At 48.2% G+C, this 17962-nt stretch carries 13 protein-coding genes and 1 tRNA gene; 12 read left to right on the forward strand and 2 right to left on the reverse strand.

Going from position 1 to position 17962, the window contains the following annotated elements; genetic code table 11:
- Positions 1-49 precede the first annotated feature (49 nt).
- Positions 50-2191 carry a ribonuclease R gene (gene rnr, locus T500_RS0102660; protein WP_028906836.1) on the reverse strand — a complete coding sequence of 714 codons (2142 nt, stop codon included), beginning with the start codon at positions 2189-2191 and terminating at the stop codon, positions 50-52.
- A gap of 157 nt (positions 2192-2348) precedes the next feature.
- Between rnr and T500_RS0102665 the strand changes: the two genes are divergently transcribed.
- From T500_RS0102665 to T500_RS0102680, 4 genes are all read left to right on the forward strand, one after another.
- The gene (locus T500_RS0102665; RefSeq protein ID WP_028906837.1) at positions 2349-3344 is read left to right on the forward strand and encodes an NAD-dependent epimerase/dehydratase family protein; all 996 of its coding nucleotides are present in this window, start codon (positions 2349-2351) and stop codon (positions 3342-3344) included.
- Complete coding sequence (locus tag T500_RS0102670; protein WP_028906838.1) at positions 3335-4291, forward strand: phosphatase PAP2 family protein; 957 nt, start codon at positions 3335-3337, stop codon at positions 4289-4291. The genes T500_RS0102665 and T500_RS0102670 overlap by 10 nt, the downstream gene beginning before the upstream one ends.
- A gap of 144 nt (positions 4292-4435) precedes the next feature.
- The gene (greA, locus tag T500_RS0102675; protein ID WP_013064600.1) at positions 4436-4903 is read left to right on the forward strand and encodes a transcription elongation factor GreA; all 468 of its coding nucleotides are present in this window, start codon (positions 4436-4438) and stop codon (positions 4901-4903) included.
- Between the two features lie 33 nt (positions 4904-4936).
- Positions 4937-5329: an HIT family protein gene (locus T500_RS0102680; protein WP_028906839.1), complete on the forward strand. Its 393-nt coding sequence runs from the start codon at positions 4937-4939 to the stop codon at positions 5327-5329.
- Here T500_RS0102680 and T500_RS0102685 read toward each other — a convergent pair whose 3' ends face one another.
- Positions 5330-6427, reverse strand: coding sequence for a mannose-1-phosphate guanylyltransferase (locus tag T500_RS0102685; RefSeq protein ID WP_028906840.1), 1098 nt, complete (start codon positions 6425-6427; stop codon positions 5330-5332).
- A gap of 156 nt (positions 6428-6583) precedes the next feature.
- On the opposite strand from T500_RS0102685, the gene T500_RS0102690 reads away from it, so the two are divergent.
- The 8 genes from T500_RS0102690 (at position 6584) to T500_RS0102725 (ending at position 17955) form a co-directional block, all read left to right on the forward strand.
- Positions 6584-6668: transfer RNA gene (locus tag T500_RS0102690), tRNA-Leu, on the forward strand.
- 86 nt (positions 6669-6754) lie between these two features.
- Complete coding sequence (locus tag T500_RS0102695) at positions 6755-8197, forward strand: glycoside hydrolase family 28 protein (protein ID WP_028906841.1); 1443 nt, start codon at positions 6755-6757, stop codon at positions 8195-8197.
- Between the two features lie 47 nt (positions 8198-8244).
- On the forward strand, positions 8245-8892 hold the full coding sequence (trhA, locus tag T500_RS0102700) for a PAQR family membrane homeostasis protein TrhA (protein WP_028906842.1): 648 nt from the start codon (positions 8245-8247) through the stop codon (positions 8890-8892).
- An 83-nt stretch (positions 8893-8975) separates the two neighbouring features.
- Positions 8976-10481, forward strand: a complete 1506-nt coding sequence (locus T500_RS0102705) for a succinate CoA transferase (RefSeq protein ID WP_028906843.1) — start codon at positions 8976-8978, stop codon at positions 10479-10481.
- Between the two features lie 25 nt (positions 10482-10506).
- Positions 10507-12600 carry a PP2C family protein-serine/threonine phosphatase gene (locus T500_RS16260; protein WP_155267402.1) on the forward strand — a complete coding sequence of 698 codons (2094 nt, stop codon included), beginning with the start codon at positions 10507-10509 and terminating at the stop codon, positions 12598-12600.
- A 339-nt stretch (positions 12601-12939) separates the two neighbouring features.
- Positions 12940-13938 (forward strand): LacI family DNA-binding transcriptional regulator, encoded by a 999-nt coding sequence (locus T500_RS0102715; RefSeq protein ID WP_028906845.1) that lies wholly within the window; start codon positions 12940-12942, stop codon positions 13936-13938.
- 122 nt (positions 13939-14060) lie between these two features.
- Positions 14061-16964 carry a TonB-dependent receptor gene (locus T500_RS0102720; protein ID WP_028906846.1) on the forward strand — a complete coding sequence of 968 codons (2904 nt, stop codon included), beginning with the start codon at positions 14061-14063 and terminating at the stop codon, positions 16962-16964.
- 100 nt (positions 16965-17064) lie between these two features.
- The gene (locus tag T500_RS0102725; protein WP_028906847.1) at positions 17065-17955 is read left to right on the forward strand and encodes a bifunctional hydroxymethylpyrimidine kinase/phosphomethylpyrimidine kinase; all 891 of its coding nucleotides are present in this window, start codon (positions 17065-17067) and stop codon (positions 17953-17955) included.
- Positions 17956-17962: the final 7 nt, after the last annotated feature.

The raw sequence follows: 17962 nt of genomic DNA on the forward strand, positions 1-17962 counted from the left end.
TTAATTTAATCACGTGTATTTGCTTTATTAATATAAGTTCTTAATCTTCTTAATCATCAGCCAGTGTAAAGTCTAGCTGTTTGCGCTCCAGATTGGCACGGGCTACCTGAATACGTATGGGGTCGCCCAACTGGTACTTGGTATGATGGCGACGACCAACAATCATGTAGTTCTTCTCGTCGAAGTCGTAGTAGTCGTTACCCAGGTCGCGAATAGGTATCATACCCTCGCAGTGGGTTTCGTCAATCTGGGCGTAGATGCCGTATGACTGGATGCCGCTGATATGTGCATCGTAGGTGTTACCAATCTTATCGGCCATGAACTCAACCATCTTGTACTTGATAGAGTCGCGTTCGGCATTCATAGATATCTGCTCCATGTCGCTGCAGTGCTCGCAAAACTCCTCATACTTATCCTTGTTAGCCGAACGGGCACCATCCTGATACTTGGTAAGCAGACGATGAACCATCATATCGGGATAACGACGGATGGGCGAAGTGAAGTGGGTGTAGTAGTCGAATGCAAGTCCGTAGTGACCGATATTGTGTACGCTGTATTTGGCTTTCATCATGGCACGCAGTGCAACTGTCTCGATAGCATTCTGCTCACGCGTTCCTTCGGCCTGCGACATCAGGGCGTTAAGCGATTTGGTGATAGCGCCCTTGGTACCAGCAGTTTTAACTTTATAGCCAAACTTAGCCACAAACTCGCGCAGGTTCTCCAGCTTCTGTGGGTCGGGTTGGTCGTGAATACGGTAGGGCAGCGTCTTTGCCTTAATACCCTTCTTCACGCGACCGATACTTTCGGCTACTGTTTTATTTGCCAGCAACATGAACTCCTCAATCAGCTTGTTGGCATCTTTCGATACCTTGAAGTAGGCACGGATAGGTTTACCTGTCTCGTCGATATCAAAGTGCAACTCCTCGCGGTCGAACTTCACACTGCCGTTCTTGAATCGGGCTTCGCGCAGTTTCTTGGCCAGCGCATCAAGCTTCAACAGGAATTCGGCGTTTTCGCCTTTTCCCTCTTCAATAATCTGTTGAACCTCTTCGTAGGCATAGCGGCGGTCGCTCTTAATCACGGTGTGTGCCAGATGCCAATCCTTGATGTTTGCCTCGTCGTCCATCTTGAAGATAACGCTATAGCACAGCTTTTCCTCGTCGGGGCGCAGCGAACAGATAAAGTTACACAAACGCTCGGGCAGCATAGGGATGGTACGGTCCACCAGATAGATACTGGTGGCACGTGCATATGCTTCCTTGTCGATGGTTGAACCCTCTTTTACGTAGTGTGATACATCGGCGATGTGTACACCAACCTCCCAAAGACCTTTGTCTGTCTTTCTGATACTCAAGGCATCGTCGAAGTCCTTGGCATCCTTGGGGTCGATGGTGCATGTGAATACATCGCGGAAGTCCTCGCGGCGAGCAATCTCCTCTGGGGTGATAGCTGCGTCGATCTTCTCGGCAGCCTCTTCTACGTTCTTGGGATACTTATAAGGCAGATTATACTGTGCCAGGATGGCGTGCATCTCGGCATTGTTCTCACCTGTCTTACCCAGAATGTCGATGACCTGACCGATAATGTTCTTATGGTCCTGATCGGGCCACTGGATAATCTTTACTACAGCCTTGTCGTCGGTCTTACCTCCTTTCAACTTACGTTTAGGGATGATGATATCGTGAACAATCGTAGAGTCGGCTGTTACCAGAAAAGCAATATCCTTTTCAACGCGCAGCTTACCGACGATAGTGTCGTGGGCTCGTTTCACGATCTCGATGACCATCGCTTCTTTGATATGCTTGTCGCGGCGCGCCATAAGCGACACTTTCACATGGTCGCCATCCATAGCCGACATTGAGTTACGTTCGGCCACAAACACTGGTGTACCACCATCATCGGGCACAAACGAGTTGCGTCCGTTAGCTTTTCTGTGGAAGATACCTTCCTGTACCTGAGTCTTCAGGTTTAGTTTATAGGAGTTGTCGCTCACCTTCAGCAGGAAATCATCCCATGCCATCTCCTCCATCACATCGATGGCCAGCATCTTGAGCGGATGAGTGTCGAGTTTCAACACCTTGAATATCTGTTTGAACGAGAATGTTTCGTTAGGATTATGCTGAAACAGGTTCTGTAGTAGTTCGCTTACCTGCTTCTTTCCTAAACGTTTTCCACCTTTCTTCTTACCCATAGCTTGTTTTCTTTTTCTTTCTGCCTGCAAAGATAGTAATTTTTGGCGCGATTTATACGAATTACGCGAATTATTTTGTGCTATAGAGATTAAAAATCGTGAAATTCGTATAATTCGTGCCTATTTTTTATACCTTTGCACCCAAATTGTAAACTGTATGAAGATATTAGTAACTGGTGCGAGTGGTTTTATCGGCTCGTTTATTGTTGAGGAGGCACTCCGTCGTGGCTTTGACACTTGGGCTGCTGTGCGTGGCAGTAGCTCTAAGGCTTATCTGCAGGATGAGCGCATCAACTTTATCGAACTGAACCTTTCATCGAAAGTTCAACTGGTGGAGCAGCTGCGTGGTATGACATTCGACTATGTAGTACATGCTGCTGGAGTAACTAAGTGCTTGGATAAACAGGACTTCTTTCGTATAAATACTGAGGGCACCAAGAATCTGGTTGATGCACTTGTTGAGGTAGGTATGCCGCTAAAGCGACTGGTGTTTGTGAGCAGCTTAAGCATTTTTGGTGCTATCCGTGAACAGCAGCCTTATCAGGAAATCACAGAAAACGATACTCCCCAACCTAATACCGCTTATGGTCGCAGTAAACTGGCCGCTGAGCAGTATCTGGAACAAATGGCTTCGCGCGTACCTTATATAATAGTTCGTCCAACTGGTGTTTATGGTCCTCGTGAGAAAGACTATTTTATTATGGCCAAGAGCATCAAACAGCACTCTGATTTTGCTGTGGGCTACAAGCGTCAGGATATTACCTTCGTATATGTAAAGGATGTGGTGCAGGCTATCTTCCTGGCTTTGGATAAGGGTGAGAACGGTAGAAAGTACTTCTTGAGCGATGGTAAGGTGTACCAGAGTGAGACGTTTAGCAATCTGATTCATCAGGAACTTGGATGCCCATGGTGGATTCGCATCAAGGCGCCTATCTGGGTACTGCGTGTGGTAACCTTCTTTGGTGAGTATATCGGCCGACTGACAGGTAAGGTTACGGCGCTTAATAACGATAAATATAATATTCTACGCCAGCGTAATTGGCGTTGTGATATACAGCCTGCTATCAGTGAACTTGGCTATAAGCCCGAGTACGACCTGGAGCGTGGCGTGAAAGAAACAATTAAATGGTATCAGGATAACAAATGGTTATAAAAAAATTATTCGAGATAGAAAAGAAACCCCGTAAGGGCTTAATGGCATTCGAGTGGGCAGTGATGGCTTATCTGCTGTTTACGCTGCTGCTTATTATGATTACCTTTACCAAATTGCAGAACCCAGGCGAAATGCTTTGGGGGCGTGCGCAGGTGGTTATTTCTACTCTGGCACTCTGGTGGGTGTATCGTATGATTCCCTGCAGACTTACGATGATGTTCCGTGTGGCATTACAGCTGATACTATTGTCGTGGTGGTATCCCGATACCTATGATATGAATCAGGTGTTCCCAAATCTCGACCATGTGTTTGCTGGTTACGAGCAGCAGCTGTTCCACTTCCAGCCGGCTCTGGTCTTCTCGCAGGCTATCTCTAATCCTGTGTTCAGCGAACTGATGCATCTGGGCTATGCTTCGTATTATCCGCTCATAGCTCTGGTAACGCTTTACTATTTCCTTTATCGTTATCAGGAGTTTTCGCGTGTGGTGTTTATCATTCTTGCATCGTTCATGCTCTATTATGTCATCTTTGTGTTGATGCCTGTTACTGGTCCGCAGTATTACTACTTGGCGGCAGGAGTGGATCAGATAGCGCAGGGTAACTTCCCTAATGTGGGCGATTACTTTGCTACCCACTCTGAGGCGTTAACAATACCAGGCTGGAAGGATGGCTTCTTTTACCAGTGTGTGGCCAGTGCACACGAGGCTGGCGAACGTCCTACGGCAGCTTTCCCCAGCAGTCATGTGGGTGTTACTACCATTCTGCTGTTGTTGGCTTGGCATGCCCGTAATCGTAAACTGCTATACACATTGTTGCCTTTTTACGTGTTGATGTGTTTCGCAACTGTTTACATTCAGGCGCACTATGCAGTCGATGTGATTGGAGGCTGGATTTCAGCTCTCGTCATCTATGCGTTTTTGTTTTTTTTATCGAAAAAATTTGTTTGATTCGAAAATAATGCTTATCTTTGCAACCGAATAAGTAAGGATAAGACATAATACAACATAGGGATTCCGACACAAGGCGAGTCGGGATTCTTTTCTTTTTTGTCCATCCGAGTAATTAAGAAAATCTTTAAAAATTGAATAGTTATGGCATACATGTCACAAGAAGGCTACGATAAACTGATAGCCGAACTGCAGCGTTTAGAAGGTGTTGAGCGTCCAAAGGCCTCTGCCGCTATTGCCGAGGCCCGTGAAAAGGGCGATCTGAGTGAGAACTCTGAGTACGATGCCGCCAAGGAGGCACAGGCTCACCTGGAGGATAAGATCAATCAGCTGAAGATGACTATCGCCGAGGCAAAGGTGATAGATACCAGCCGTTTGAGTACCGACTCTGTACAGATTCTCTCGAAAGTAGAGATGACTAACCTGACCAATAAGGCCAAGATGACTTACACTATTGTGAGCGAGAGCGAGGCTAACCTGCGTGAGGGTAAGATTTCTATCCAGACTCCTATTGCCCAGGGCTTGCTTAACCATAAGGTCGGTGACGAGGTGGAGGTGAAGATTCCTCGTGGTACTATCAAACTGCGTATCGACAAAATCACTGTCGGCTAATCAATAATTAATTATCAAATTGTAAATATTACGATGGATATCTTTAGCAAAATCGCTGCTGGCGAGATTCCCAGCTATAAGTGCGCTGAGAACGAGGAGTTCTATGCATTTCTTGATATTAATCCGTTGGTAGAGGGACATACATTGGTTATCCCTCGCCGCGAAGTAGATTACATCTTTGATATGGACAACGACGAGTTGGCTCGCTATCAGGTGTTTGCTAAGCGCGTTGCTCTGGCCATCAAGAAGGCCTTCCCATGCAAAAAGGTGGCACAGGTTGTGCTGGGTCTTGAAGTACCCCACGCACACATCCATCTCATCCCCATGCAGAGTGAGGCCGATGTTGACTTCCGCCGTGAAAAGCTGAAGCTTACAGAAGATCAGTTCAAGGCTATTGCCGAAAAAATACGTGGTGAGTTTGTGTAATTACACAAACTCATCGCCGTATTTAATCCTTACCTCGTTTACATATTTTTTTACCATCGACGAGTTGTCGCTCTTCTTGCAGATGAGTAGCACCCCGTCTTCTTCGGCAACGATATACCCCTCCAATCCGTTGAACACACCCAGTTTGCCTTTGGGTAGCTTGATGATGTTGTTCTTGCAGTCCTCAAGTATCACCTCCGAGTCCATCACCACATTGTCGTCGGGTACTTTGTGCATCACCTCGTAGATGGCATGCCAGGTACCCAGGTCGGCCCAACCAAAGTCGCACTTCATCACATACACGTTGTTGTTGCTCTGTTCCAGAATGGCGTAGTCGAGTGATAGGTTGGGGTAGCGTGGATAGTTGTCGGCCACAAACTTGGCTTCCTCCTCCTCAGTGTAGTTCGGGTTGTCGTAGCGTAACTCGCGCAGTACTGGGGGAAATACATGTTCGAACGTGTCGAGTAAGTGATAGGCGTTCGAAATGAAGATACCTGTGTTCCAGTAGAACTCGCCGCTCTCCATAAACATGCGTGCAAACTCGCGTTCAGGCTTCTCGGTAAACGATTTTACCTCAAACACATCAGGCTTGCAGCTCAGGTCGCCCAGCTGTATGTAACCATATCCTGGTTCGGCACGTGTGGGCTTAACGCCCATGGCCAGCAGTACGTTGTTTTTGGTTACGTAACTGATACCAACCTCCATGCTGTGTGCAAATGATGCTTCGTTCAATATCAGCTGATCACTAGGCGATACGATGATGTTGGCATCTGGTGTATGGTGGTGAATACGCATAGCTGCCCATGCCACACTGGGGGCTGTGTTCCGATGAATAGGTTCTACTATGATGTTTTTAGGGTCAACCTCGGGGAGTTGTTCTTTCACCAGTTCCAGATATCCCGCGCACGTACATATTAGTATGTTCTCTTTGGGTAGCAATCTGGCAAAACGGTCGTAAGTCGTCTGTAACAAAGTACGGCCAGTGCCAAAAAGGTCCAAAAACTGTTTAGGGTACTGCTCTCGGCTAACAGGCCACAATCGCTGACCGCGACCCCCTGCCAGAATCACGCAGTAATTTTTCTTATTATTTATTTCCATCATTAGGATTTTAGCGTTATATTCTACCTGCAAACGTACAAATATTTTGCGAAACAAACAAGAAAATCCAAGTTTTTTTTCATTTTCTTTTGGTAATTCAAATAAAAGTCGTATCTTTGCACCCGCTTTAGGAGATTAAGCAGCTAAAACTGTTATGCCCAGATGGCGGAATCGGTAGACGCGCTGGTCTCAAACACCAGTGGAGCAATCCATCCCGGTTCGATCCCGGGTCTGGGTACCAAGTCCTAAGGCAAGGGAATCTTCAGATTCCCTTTTTTTGTGTCAAAAAGTTACTTGTTTTTCAGGAAAATGATTACCTTTGCAGCCATGAGAAAGTGTTTTGCGTTTTTTCTGTTACTGTTATTGGCTGCTTTGCCTTGCTCTGCAAAGGCAAAAGCGACTATCAGTACCCGCGATTTGCAGGTTGATACTACAGGTCGTACACAGTGTACCAACCAGTTGCAACAAGCCATTGATCGATTGACGAAGAAAGGTGGTGGTACTTTATTGCTGGCGCCAGGACGTTATCTTACAGGTGGGTTGATGTTGCATTCGGGCATCACGCTGCAGTTTGATGAGGGGGCTGTGCTGCTCGGTAGCACTAATCCTTACCACTATCAATCAATGGTTGTTGAAGATACCGACGACCAACGGGGTGATAATGCCTCGATGGCATTGTTGATGGCAGACGGGGCAGAACACATCTCAATTTGTGGAAAGGGCGTGATTGATGGACAGGGCCTACAATTGGCTCTGAATATCGATAGTCTGCACCATACAGGCGAGCGAGTTGATGTACATTATAACCAGCGCCGCCAACGTCCCAGCGAATTGGCGCGTCCCAAACTCTTTTTCTTTTATAGATGTAAGGATGTTGAGGTAAAGGACATGACATTGAAAAGTAGCGCCAACTGGGGCTTGTCGTTCGATTTATGTCAACACCTGTCGCTTACCAACCTAACTATCGAGAATCGTGCTTATTGGAATAACGACGGCATCGACTTTACAGATTGTCAGCATGTGCTGGTGGCCGATTGCCGTATCAACTCGGCCGATGATGGCGTTTGCTTGAAATCGTATCACACCCAGAGCGAGTGCCGTGACATAGAGCTGGCTCGTTTGGATATCCGTAGTAGTGCTTCGGCCATCAAGTTCGGTACTGCTTCGTGGGGTGGATTCCGTCAGGTGTATATCCACGATATCAAGGTTCGCGATACGTTCCGTTCGGCCATTGCTATCGAGAGTGTAGATGGTGCTCAGATTGATAGCATCCTTGTGGAGCGTGTTGATGCACGGAATACAGGCAATCCTATTTTTATGCGTTTAGGACAGCGTGCTGGTCAGCGTAAAGGCTCGCTTAAGAATGTTACCATTCGCGATTTTAAGTGTGAGGTACCTTTCGGTCGTCCTGATGAGGCTTACGATCTGCGAGGCCCTGAAGTGGATTTCTTTCACAATCCCTTCCCCAGTAGCATCTGCGGTATCCCTGGCAACAAAATCCAGAACGTTATGCTCCAGAATGTCAGCATCCTTTATCCTGGTCGGGCCACCAAAGGTATGGCTTATATTCCCCTTTGGCGTAAAGCCGACGTACCGGAACAGATACAGAAATATCCGGAGTTTACCATGTTTGGCGAGCTTCCTGCTTGGGGCTTCTATATTCGTCATGTCGATGGTATAACGCTTCAGAATGTGTTGTTGAGGTTAGCTGCTGATGATTTCCGTCCAGCCATTGTTGATGAGGATGTGAATCGTCTGCAGATAAAATAAGAAAATGTCAAAAACTCTACAAAAGATTTTAATTAAATAGATTCGTTATGATTAGGTATACCAAGAAGGAGGAGATATGGAATGCAGCATCACACGGTGGAGGTGTTCTGCTAGGTGTGGTGTTTGGCATTATTTTCCTGATATGGTGCTTCCAGGCCGATAATAACTGGGCCCGAATTGGCGTGATTCTTTACCTGTTTGGTATGCTGGGTTCGTATGCTGCCTCTACCATCTATCACTCCATCAAGCACCACTCAAAATGGAAGGAACGATTACGCAAATGGGACCATGCTGCTATCTATTGGCATATAGCTGGTTCGTACTCGCCTTTAACGTTGGTGGCCCTGCGCGAACAAGGCTATTGGGGGTGGAGCCTTTTCTGCTTTGTGTGGGCTTGTGCTATCGCTGGAACCATTATCAGTTTTATCCATCTAAAAGAGCATTCCAACGTCGAAACGTTTTGTTTCGTCGGTATGGGTCTGAGTGTTCTGGTGGCCTTCAAACCTTTGATCGATTCAGTATCAACAGCAGCTGTTGTTTGGATTATTGCCGAGGGCGTGAGTTACATCACTGGTGCCGTTTTTTATTCTTTGAATAAGACCAAGTATATGCACTCCGTTTTCCACTTTTTTGTGCTTGCTGGTAGCATTTGTCATATCATTGCTGTGTGGGATGTGCTGATGGAGTACTTATAATGGTTAAAAGTTCGGCGTTTTTTTTGGTCGTTTCGCTAAAAAGTAGTAATTTTGCACGCAAATTTGCAAATTTAATCTATCATATGGCATATACACGTATCACAGCTGCCGAGGCTGCAGCATTGATTAAGAATGGCGAGAACATCGCCATGAGTGGTTTTACACCCGCAGGTGTAGCCAAGGCAACAACAAAAGAGTTGGCTAAAATTGCTGTAGCTGAGCATGAGGCTGGTCGCGAGTTCAAGGTAGGTATCTTTACCGGTGCATCTACAGGTCAGAGTACTGATGGCGATCTTGCAAATGCACAGGCCATTAAGTACCGTGCCCCTTATACCACTAATCCCGACTTCCGTAAGCATGTAAACTTAGGTGAGATTCCCTATAACGACCTGCACCTGAGTCATATGGCACAGGAACTGCGTTACGGTTTCTATGGCGATGTGGATTGGGCTATCCTCGAGGTGTGTGATATCGAAGAGGTTGGTAACGACTATCACGTGTATCTGACTGCTGCAGGTGGTATCTCGCCAACAGCAGCCCGCTTGGCTAAGAAGGTAATTCTGGAGCTTAACTCGTTCCACAATCCCAACGCAAAGTTTATTCACGACGTGTATGAGCCACTTGATCCTCCTTACCGCAAGGCTATCCCCATTGAACACGTAGGCGACCGTATTGGTAAGCCTTATGTAAGCATTCCAAAGGACAAGGTGGTAGGTGTTGTAGAGTGCAACATCCCCGATGAGGCCCGTGCCTTTAAGGATAGCGACCCTGTAACAGAAAAGATTGGTTTCCTCACAGCCGAGTTCCTGGTAGAGGAGATGCACAAAGGTCGTATTCCCCAGGAGTTCCTGCCATTGCAGAGTGGTGTAGGTTCTACTGCCAACGCTATTCTTGGTGCACTCGGTGAGGATAAGCACGTGCCCAACTTTAATATCTACACTGAGGTGATTCAGAACTCGGTTATCGAGATGATGCTGAACGGACGTGTAAAGGATGCCTCGGCTTGCTCGCTTACGGTGTCTAACGATTGCTTGATGCAGGTTTACGACAATATGGACTATATGAAGCAGCACCTGACACTGCGCCAGAGCGAGATCAGTAACTCGCCTGAGATTATCCGTCGATTAGGTGTGATTGCTATCAATACGGCTATCGAGGCCGACCTTTATGGTAACGTGAACTCAACCCACATCAGTGGTGTGAAGATGATGAATGGTATTGGTGGTAGCGGTGACTTTATCCGCAATGCCTATCTTTCTATCTTCACCTGTCCATCAATTGCTAAGGGTGGTGTAATCAGTTCTATCGTACCATTTGTTAGTCACCAGGATTCTTCGGAGCACGATGTAAACATCATTGTAACCGAACAGGGTGTGGCCGACCTGCGTGGTAAGAGCCCTGCTCAGCGTGCAGAGTGTATTATTGAGAACTGCGCACATCCCGACTATAAGCAGTTGTTGTGGGATTATCTGAAGATTGCAAAGATGGGACAGACCCGTCATAACCTCACTGCTGCATTTGCCATGCATGACACACTGGCTCGTAAGGGCGACATGAAACTGACTGACTTTGCTGAATATGTGAAATAAAAAACAATGGACTAATTATTAATATATGAGAGATTTGAAAAAATGGCAATTTAGGATTACCTTAATCCTTACTGCTGCAATCCTTATGTCGTGTGGCGGCAACTCGCGCTCATGGAAGGGAAACAGTAAGTCGGCTAAGGATTCGCTGAAGGTAAGTGCCATAGACAGTATGATTGTAGCTGTTGAGGAAGCAAAGGATTATGAACGTAAGTTTGCTTTGGCCGACAGTTTGGAAAAGACAGGCGACATCAGTCCTGTAAAGGCAAATTATTGGCGCGGTACTGCTTTGCGCAGCCTGAAGAAAAAAGCAGCCTCTGAGGCATACTTCAAGAAAGCCTTGGAAGTAGAGGAGTTACAGGAAAAGGATTTGCTCTATTATAGCCGTTCGGCTCGCGTGCTGGCGCAGATGCTTTCGGTTAAGAACGACTACGAGGCAACGCTTCGTGTAGCAACACCTGCCGTACAGAAACTGGCAGGACATCCTAAGGCACAGTCGGGCGATCTGGCTGTTCTCTATTATGTAATTGGTTCGGCCCAGATGTATCTTGGTCACGTCGAGGATGCTTCTGAGAGTTACGAGAAATCCTTCGAGCAGTATAAGAAATCTATCTCGAAGAAAGATACCAACGGTTCACGTATCCGTTCGGCCATTACCGGTATTAACAATATTACCGTGGCCTGTCTGAACACCCAGCACTATAAGGAGGGTAAGAAGTGGAACGACCGTACCGACTCTCTGCTGTATGTGTATCGCTTGCGCCCGGATGCCGACTCTGAGGTTTGCGACCACTTTCGCGCCCGTATCCGTTTGTTCAACGCTTTGACTGCCTATGAGTTCGGTCATCGTGCCGAGGCAGATGCCAGCTTTGCTGCCTTCCAGAAAACTGATTATGCAGCTACCGAGCAGGGCCAGCTGGATGCTAACGACTATCTGATGAAGGCTCATCGTTTCGAGGAGGCTGCTAAGAACTTCCGTATGCTCGATCACTGGGTTGATGTCCGTGGCATGAAGATGAATCTTGATAATATCTCGATGTATCTCATTCCTAAGTATCGTGCCAATATCGGTGCTGGCCGTAAGGATTCGGCTATTTACGTAGCCAATCAGATTGTAAACGCATACGATTCGGCCCTTGTATGGTCAAAGCGTGATGATACAGCCGAGATGGCAACCATCTACGAAACCCATCAGAAGGAAGAAGAACTGGCTCGCAGTCAGTGGGAGCTTGAGAAGCGTGGACATGATATTGCCCGTCAGCGTATGATCAGCTTCGGTATTGGAATCCTGCTGCTCACAGGCTTCCTGGGCTTCTATACATTTCACAAGCGTAAGGCCTTTAACCTGTTGCAGGATGCCTACGATCAGCTTGAAGAGGCGACTTCGGCCCGTGAGCGTATCGAGAGTGAGTTGCGTATTGCACGCGATATCCAGATGTCGATGATCCCGGCCTCTAATCTTGAGAGCGAGGGGTTGGATCTGTTTGCATCGATGACGCCAGCCAAGGAGGTTGGTGGTGACCTGTACGACTACTTCCTTGAGAAGGATCACCTTTATATTGCTATCGGCGACGTATCTGGTAAGGGTGTGCCTGCCTCACTGTTCATGGCTCAGGTTATCCGCCTGTTCCGTGCCATGGCTAAGCAGCACTACACGCCTGCTGATATTTGTACCCGCATCAACAACGAGTTGACCGAGAATAACGAGAACGGTATGTTCATCACCATGTTCATTGGTTTGATCGACCTGAATAGCGGTCGTCTCGACTTCTGTAACGCAGGTCATAATCCTCCCGTACTGGGTGGCGATGCTGATGGTGGTAACTTCCTGAAGATGATTCCAAACGCACCTATCGGTTTGTGGCAGGGCCTTGAGTTCGAAGGTGAGTTTATCGAGAGCATCAAGGGTAAGCCTCTCTTCATCTATACCGATGGTTTGAACGAGGCCGAGAACCCCGATCTGGTTCGCTTTGGCGACGACCACATGCTGGATGTTCTCCGTCATACCGAGTTCGCTAACGCCATGCAGGTGGTTGAGAGCTTGAAGCGTCAGGTAGAGGAGCACCGTCAGGGTGCCGATCCAAACGACGACCTCACCATGATGTGCCTGAAGGTAGGATAATACCCAAATTATATACCGATATCATCAAAAAGTGCCGCAACGCGTTGCGGTGCTTTTTGCGTATATGCGCTTGCATTTTTAGAAAAAAATGCTCATATTTGCAATACCAAAACAACACAAATATTCATATAATAGGCCATTTGATGGTATCACAATAGGGTTGTCTTGTTGCACATATCATTGAATTTAATTAGTTAGATAAGGTCACCGGCTTGCGAAAGTCGGTGGCCCATCTAACTGGGGAGAGCAACGCGTTGCGCAATTTTTTTTAAGTGTTGCGTATGATGTTTACGCAAAAATTTGTATTTTTGTGCTGACTAACATTATACAACGACTTAGATGAAAAGAATTTCGCAGCGAGAAATCGCTAACTTATTGGGTGTCAACGTCTCTACCGTATCTCGTGCTTTGCGAGGTCTCGAAGGCGTTAGTCAGGAATTACGTCAGAAAATTCTTAGTCTTGCCAAGGAGCAGGGCTATCGTCCCAATCCGTTTGCTGTAAGCTTACGTTACGATACCACCCGTACCATTGGTATTGTGGTGCCCGATGTATCGTTCAGCCATTATGCCCATATCGTGAAGCGTATCGAGGCCGAGGCCCGCAAAGTGGGCTATATGTGTATCATCACCGACTCTGACGACAAGTACGAGAACGAAAAGAATTGTATCGACTTGCTGGTGAATATGCATGTCGAGGGTATTATCGTTTGCCTGGCTCAGGAAACCACCGACTTTTCGCATATTCAGCATCTCCGTAAGATTCACATGCCTGTGGTGCTGTTTGATAGAGATGCTGCTATCGACATCTCGTCGGTGATTATCAACGATGCCGAGTCAGCCCGCGAAGTAACCAATCGTTTGATTGACAGTGGCGCTAAGCGTATTGCTTTCTTAGGTGGACCTAACAAGATGAAGCAGACGTCGGAGCGTAAGCATGGCTATCTCGAGGCTTTGCGCGAACGTGGAATCCCCATCCAGAAAGAGTTGGTAAAGTGTAATTTCATCAGTTTCAACTCTGGTTTGTCGGATACTAATGATCTTCTCGATTTGCCTGAGCCCCCCGATGCTATCATTGCCAGTCATGGTCTGCTCACCACATCGGCCATGAAAGCCATCGAGAGTCGTGGGCTGCGTATCCCCGATGACATCTCAATCGTGGGTTATTTGAGCGATTGGATCTCTGATGTGTTAACCCCTCGTGTGTCGTTTGTTGAACAGAACCAGAAAGAGATGGGCATCAAAGCCTTTAAACTATTGCACGACCAGATGGATGGCGATACCTGCGTACAGCATGTCATCGTAAAAGCCCGTCTGGAGTTGCGCGACAGTACTCGATAACAAGCGCGATACGATTTTTGCACAATTTTCAAAACTTAATACTTTTACCGAGGGTGTAGGCCTTGGCCTGTCGCTGTGTAAGCGAACCTCCCCAAACCAACATAAAATTTTTAGTTAGTAGTATGTACAAATTATTTAGGTCTTTTTTAGTTTTAACTTTATTATCTGTTACCTTTAGTGCTGCGGCGCAGCCCGACCCCGAGGACAGAAAGCTTACTATCCGCGGACAGGTGCGTGATGCCGAGCTGAAGGAACCGATGGTGCAGGCCACCATCCAGTTGTTTACCGCTTCCGATAGTACGTTTGTAGGCGGCACCGTTAGTAACGAGCGCGGTAACTTTTATCTTACCGCCCCTTCCAGTGGCACCTACCGCATCAAAATCTCGTCGGTAGGCTATCAGACCATCGAACGCGAGATAACGCTGCGTCGTAACGCTAATCAGGATTTGGGCAACCTGCTCATGGAAACCGAGAGTATCATGCTGCAGGAGGCTGTTATCACCGGTCGTGCCGCACAAGTCATCGTTAAAAAGGATACCATCCTGTATAACCCCGAGGCCTACCGCACGCCCGAGGGCTCGCCTATCGAGGAGCTCATCAAGCGTATTCCCGGTGCCGAGGTGGATGAGGATGGCAACATCACCATCAATGGTAAGCAGGTGAAAAAGATTCTGCTGGATGGTAAGGAATTTATGCTGGGCGATGTTGAGACGGCACTGAAGAATATCCCCGTGAGCATCATCCAGAACATGAAGTTCTACGATCAGCAGAGCGATGAGTCGCGTATCACCGGTATCGAGGATGGCGAGAAGGAAACCGTGCTCGACTTCTCTATCAAGAAAGGTATGAACCGCGGCTACATGACCAACCTCGACCTGGGTGGCGGTACCAAGCACCGCTATGCCTCGCGTGGTATGGGTAGCAGCTTTACCGATAAAACGCGCTTTGTGCTGTTGGGCAACTTTAATAATAAGGAGGAGAATGCCGGTTGGTGGAACCGTCGTGGCTTGAACTCGCGCAAGATGTTAGGCACCAACTTTAACTTTGATGATAACGATAAGCTCAAGATTGATGCCAGCGTGCGTTGGAACCACCGTGGTGGCGACAACCAGACCGAGAATGCCAAGGAGGATTTCTACAGCGAGGGCAGCACCTTCTCTAACACCCTTACGGCCAACTATACCCGTAGCGATAACTGGTGGGGTAACCTGCGCTTTGAGTGGAAGCCCGACAGTCTGACCAATATCCTGGTACGTGCCAACGGTAGCTATGGTACCAGCGATGGCACTACCCAGTCGATGGCTGCCACCTACGATGCCGACCCTTATCTGTATGCCACCGACCCGCTCAACCAGCTCTCGGTGCTCAAGCCCTATGCCATTAACCAGAACTTGAATGCCAACCTGACGTATGGCGAAAACAAGAATGCCTGGGCCATGCTGCAGCTGTATCGCCGCTTGAACCCTCGTGGTCGTAACATCATTCTGCGTGTTGAGGGTAGTGCTGGCGATAGCGAGAACCAGAGCGTATCCGACAACGAGGTGCTGCTGTTCCGTAAGCAGGATCAGTATGGTAACGATTCTACCTACTATACCGCCCGTTACAGCACTACGCCTGCCGATAACTGGGGCTATGTGCTGCGTACATCCTACAGCGAACCCCTGTGGAAAGGTGCCCACCTGCAACTCAGCTACGAGTTGCGTTATAACCAGAACAAGAGCGACCGTCTGACTTACGACTTCAGTCACATGTCTACGAACATCTTCGAGGGCATCACCCCCGAGTACCGCACCTGGGATCCCTGGCTGCACAGTGTGTACGATAAACTCGACGATTACCTGGAGCGCGACCTGAGCCGCTATTCCGAGTATAAGAACTATACCCACAACGTGCGCCTGAACCTGCGCCACCGTGTCGAGAAGTACGATTACAACATCGGTTTCCTGGTTCAGCCCCAGCACTCTAACTTTATCCAGAACTACCGTGGTGTGTATGTAGATACCGTGCGTAATGTAACCAACCTTACGCCAACCTTCGATTTCCACTATAAGTTCAGCGACCAGAGTAACCTGTGGCTGCACTACCGTGGCGATACCCGTCAGCCTGAGATGACCCAGTTGCTTGATATCACCGACGATTCTAATCCGCTTTACGTCACCATGGGTAACCCTGGTCTGAAGCCTCAGTTCACCAGCTCGCTCAATGGTTATTACAACAACTATATTGTGCGTTACAAGCGTAGTATCGTGGTTTATGCCAACTACCGCCATATCCGCAACTCCATCTCAAACCTGGTGCGTTACAACCCCGAAACAGGTGGTAGCATCACCCGTCCCGAGAATATCAATGGTAACTGGAACGTCAATGCCGGCTTTACCTTTAATACGGCGCTCGATAGCACTGCCCATTGGAATGTAGGTACCGATACCCGTGTGCGCTATAACAATCTGGTGAGCTATGTGGCACAGGATAAGGCCGATGCCGCCAAGAACACCACCCGTACCACCAACCTGAACGAACGCATCACCATGGGCTACCGTAACGATTGGCTCGAGGTGTCGCTCGATGGCCAGCTCAACTACCAGCACACCCGCAACGAGCTGCAGCCCACAGCCAACCTCGATACCTGGCAGTTTAACTACGGTGGACAGTTCCTGGTGCGCCTGCCGCTCGACTTCGAGTTGAGCATGAACCTGCACGAGCGCAGTCGTCGTGGCTATAACGATGCCTCGATGAATACCAATGAGCTGATATGGAATGGTCAGGTATCCAAGCCGTTCCTCAAGAATAAGTCGCTCATCGTGGCCCTTAACTTCTACGATCTGTTGGGGCAGCAGAGCAACTACGAGCGTTGGGTAAACGCCACTGGCCGTAGCGATACCCGCTTCAACAGCGTTAACTCTTACGCCATGCTGCATGTACGTTACCGCCTGAATATGTTCGGAGGCAAGATCGACACCGAGGGCCGTTACGACAAGAAGTGGGGCGGCCGCGACAACCGTGGTCGTGGTGGCTGGCGCCGATAAACACTAAAAAGAACTGCAATTTTTTTCCAAATTGCAGTTTTTTTTATCAATGTGCGAATAAATTTTGGTTGTTTCAGTGTTTTTTGTTTCCTTTGCACCCATGAATACGATACTCACGATAACAGGTAGCGACGGTACAGGTGGTTCTGGTGTTCAGGCCGACATCCGACTCATCGGTGCGTTAGGCGGTGCTGCAGCATCGGCTATCACGTCGATTACCGTGCAGAACACCCTGGGTATCCAGGAGTTCCACGATCTGCCTGCCTCTGTGGTTCGTCAACAGGTCGAGGCCATCATCAACGACCTCCAGCCGCAAGTCATCAAGATTGGTCTGGTGCGCCGTATCGATGTGGTCGAGATGCTGGCCGATGTGCTCAAGCGCTATCAGCCCAAGCACATCATCTACGCCCCCGTGCTCACATCTACCAAAGGCGAACAACTGGTTCTGCCCCGTGTGTACGAGGCCATCCAGCGCCTGCTCATACCGCTGTGTACGGTGGTTCTGGCGCCATCCGATCTGCCTGGCGGTCCCCGTCGCCATGGTCTTGCCAACCAGTTAGGTTCGGCTTTGGCCTACTATCTCAGTCTCGACGAGAAGGTGAGCGATGCCCTGTTGCATGCGCAAACTTATCTCAAGCAGTTGCCAGCTGTTTATGCCGATGGTAACACGCGTAGCGAGGAGCTTTACAATCAGTTCCTGGATGCTGTTGAGCATTACTACAACCGCTATGCCGATGTGGCTTTCTATGCCGAGCAGCTTAATGTCAGTGCGCGCTATCTGGCACAGGTCACCCGTCAGATTGCCGGTCGTTCGCCCAAGGCCATCATCGACGAGCGTATCACTGCCGAGATTGCCAAACTGATTACCACAACCAACAAGCCACTCAAGGACGTAGCCCTGTGTCTGGGCTTCTCGTCGCAGGCCCACCTGTCGCGTTTCTTCAAAAAGCGCAAAGGTGTTTCGCCCACCGAATTTCAACATAAACAATAATAAAACA

The organism is Xylanibacter ruminicola Ga6B6 (assembly GCF_000687715.1).
In the GTDB taxonomy this organism is placed as follows: Bacteria; Bacteroidota; Bacteroidia; order Bacteroidales; family Bacteroidaceae; genus Prevotella; species Prevotella ruminicola_B.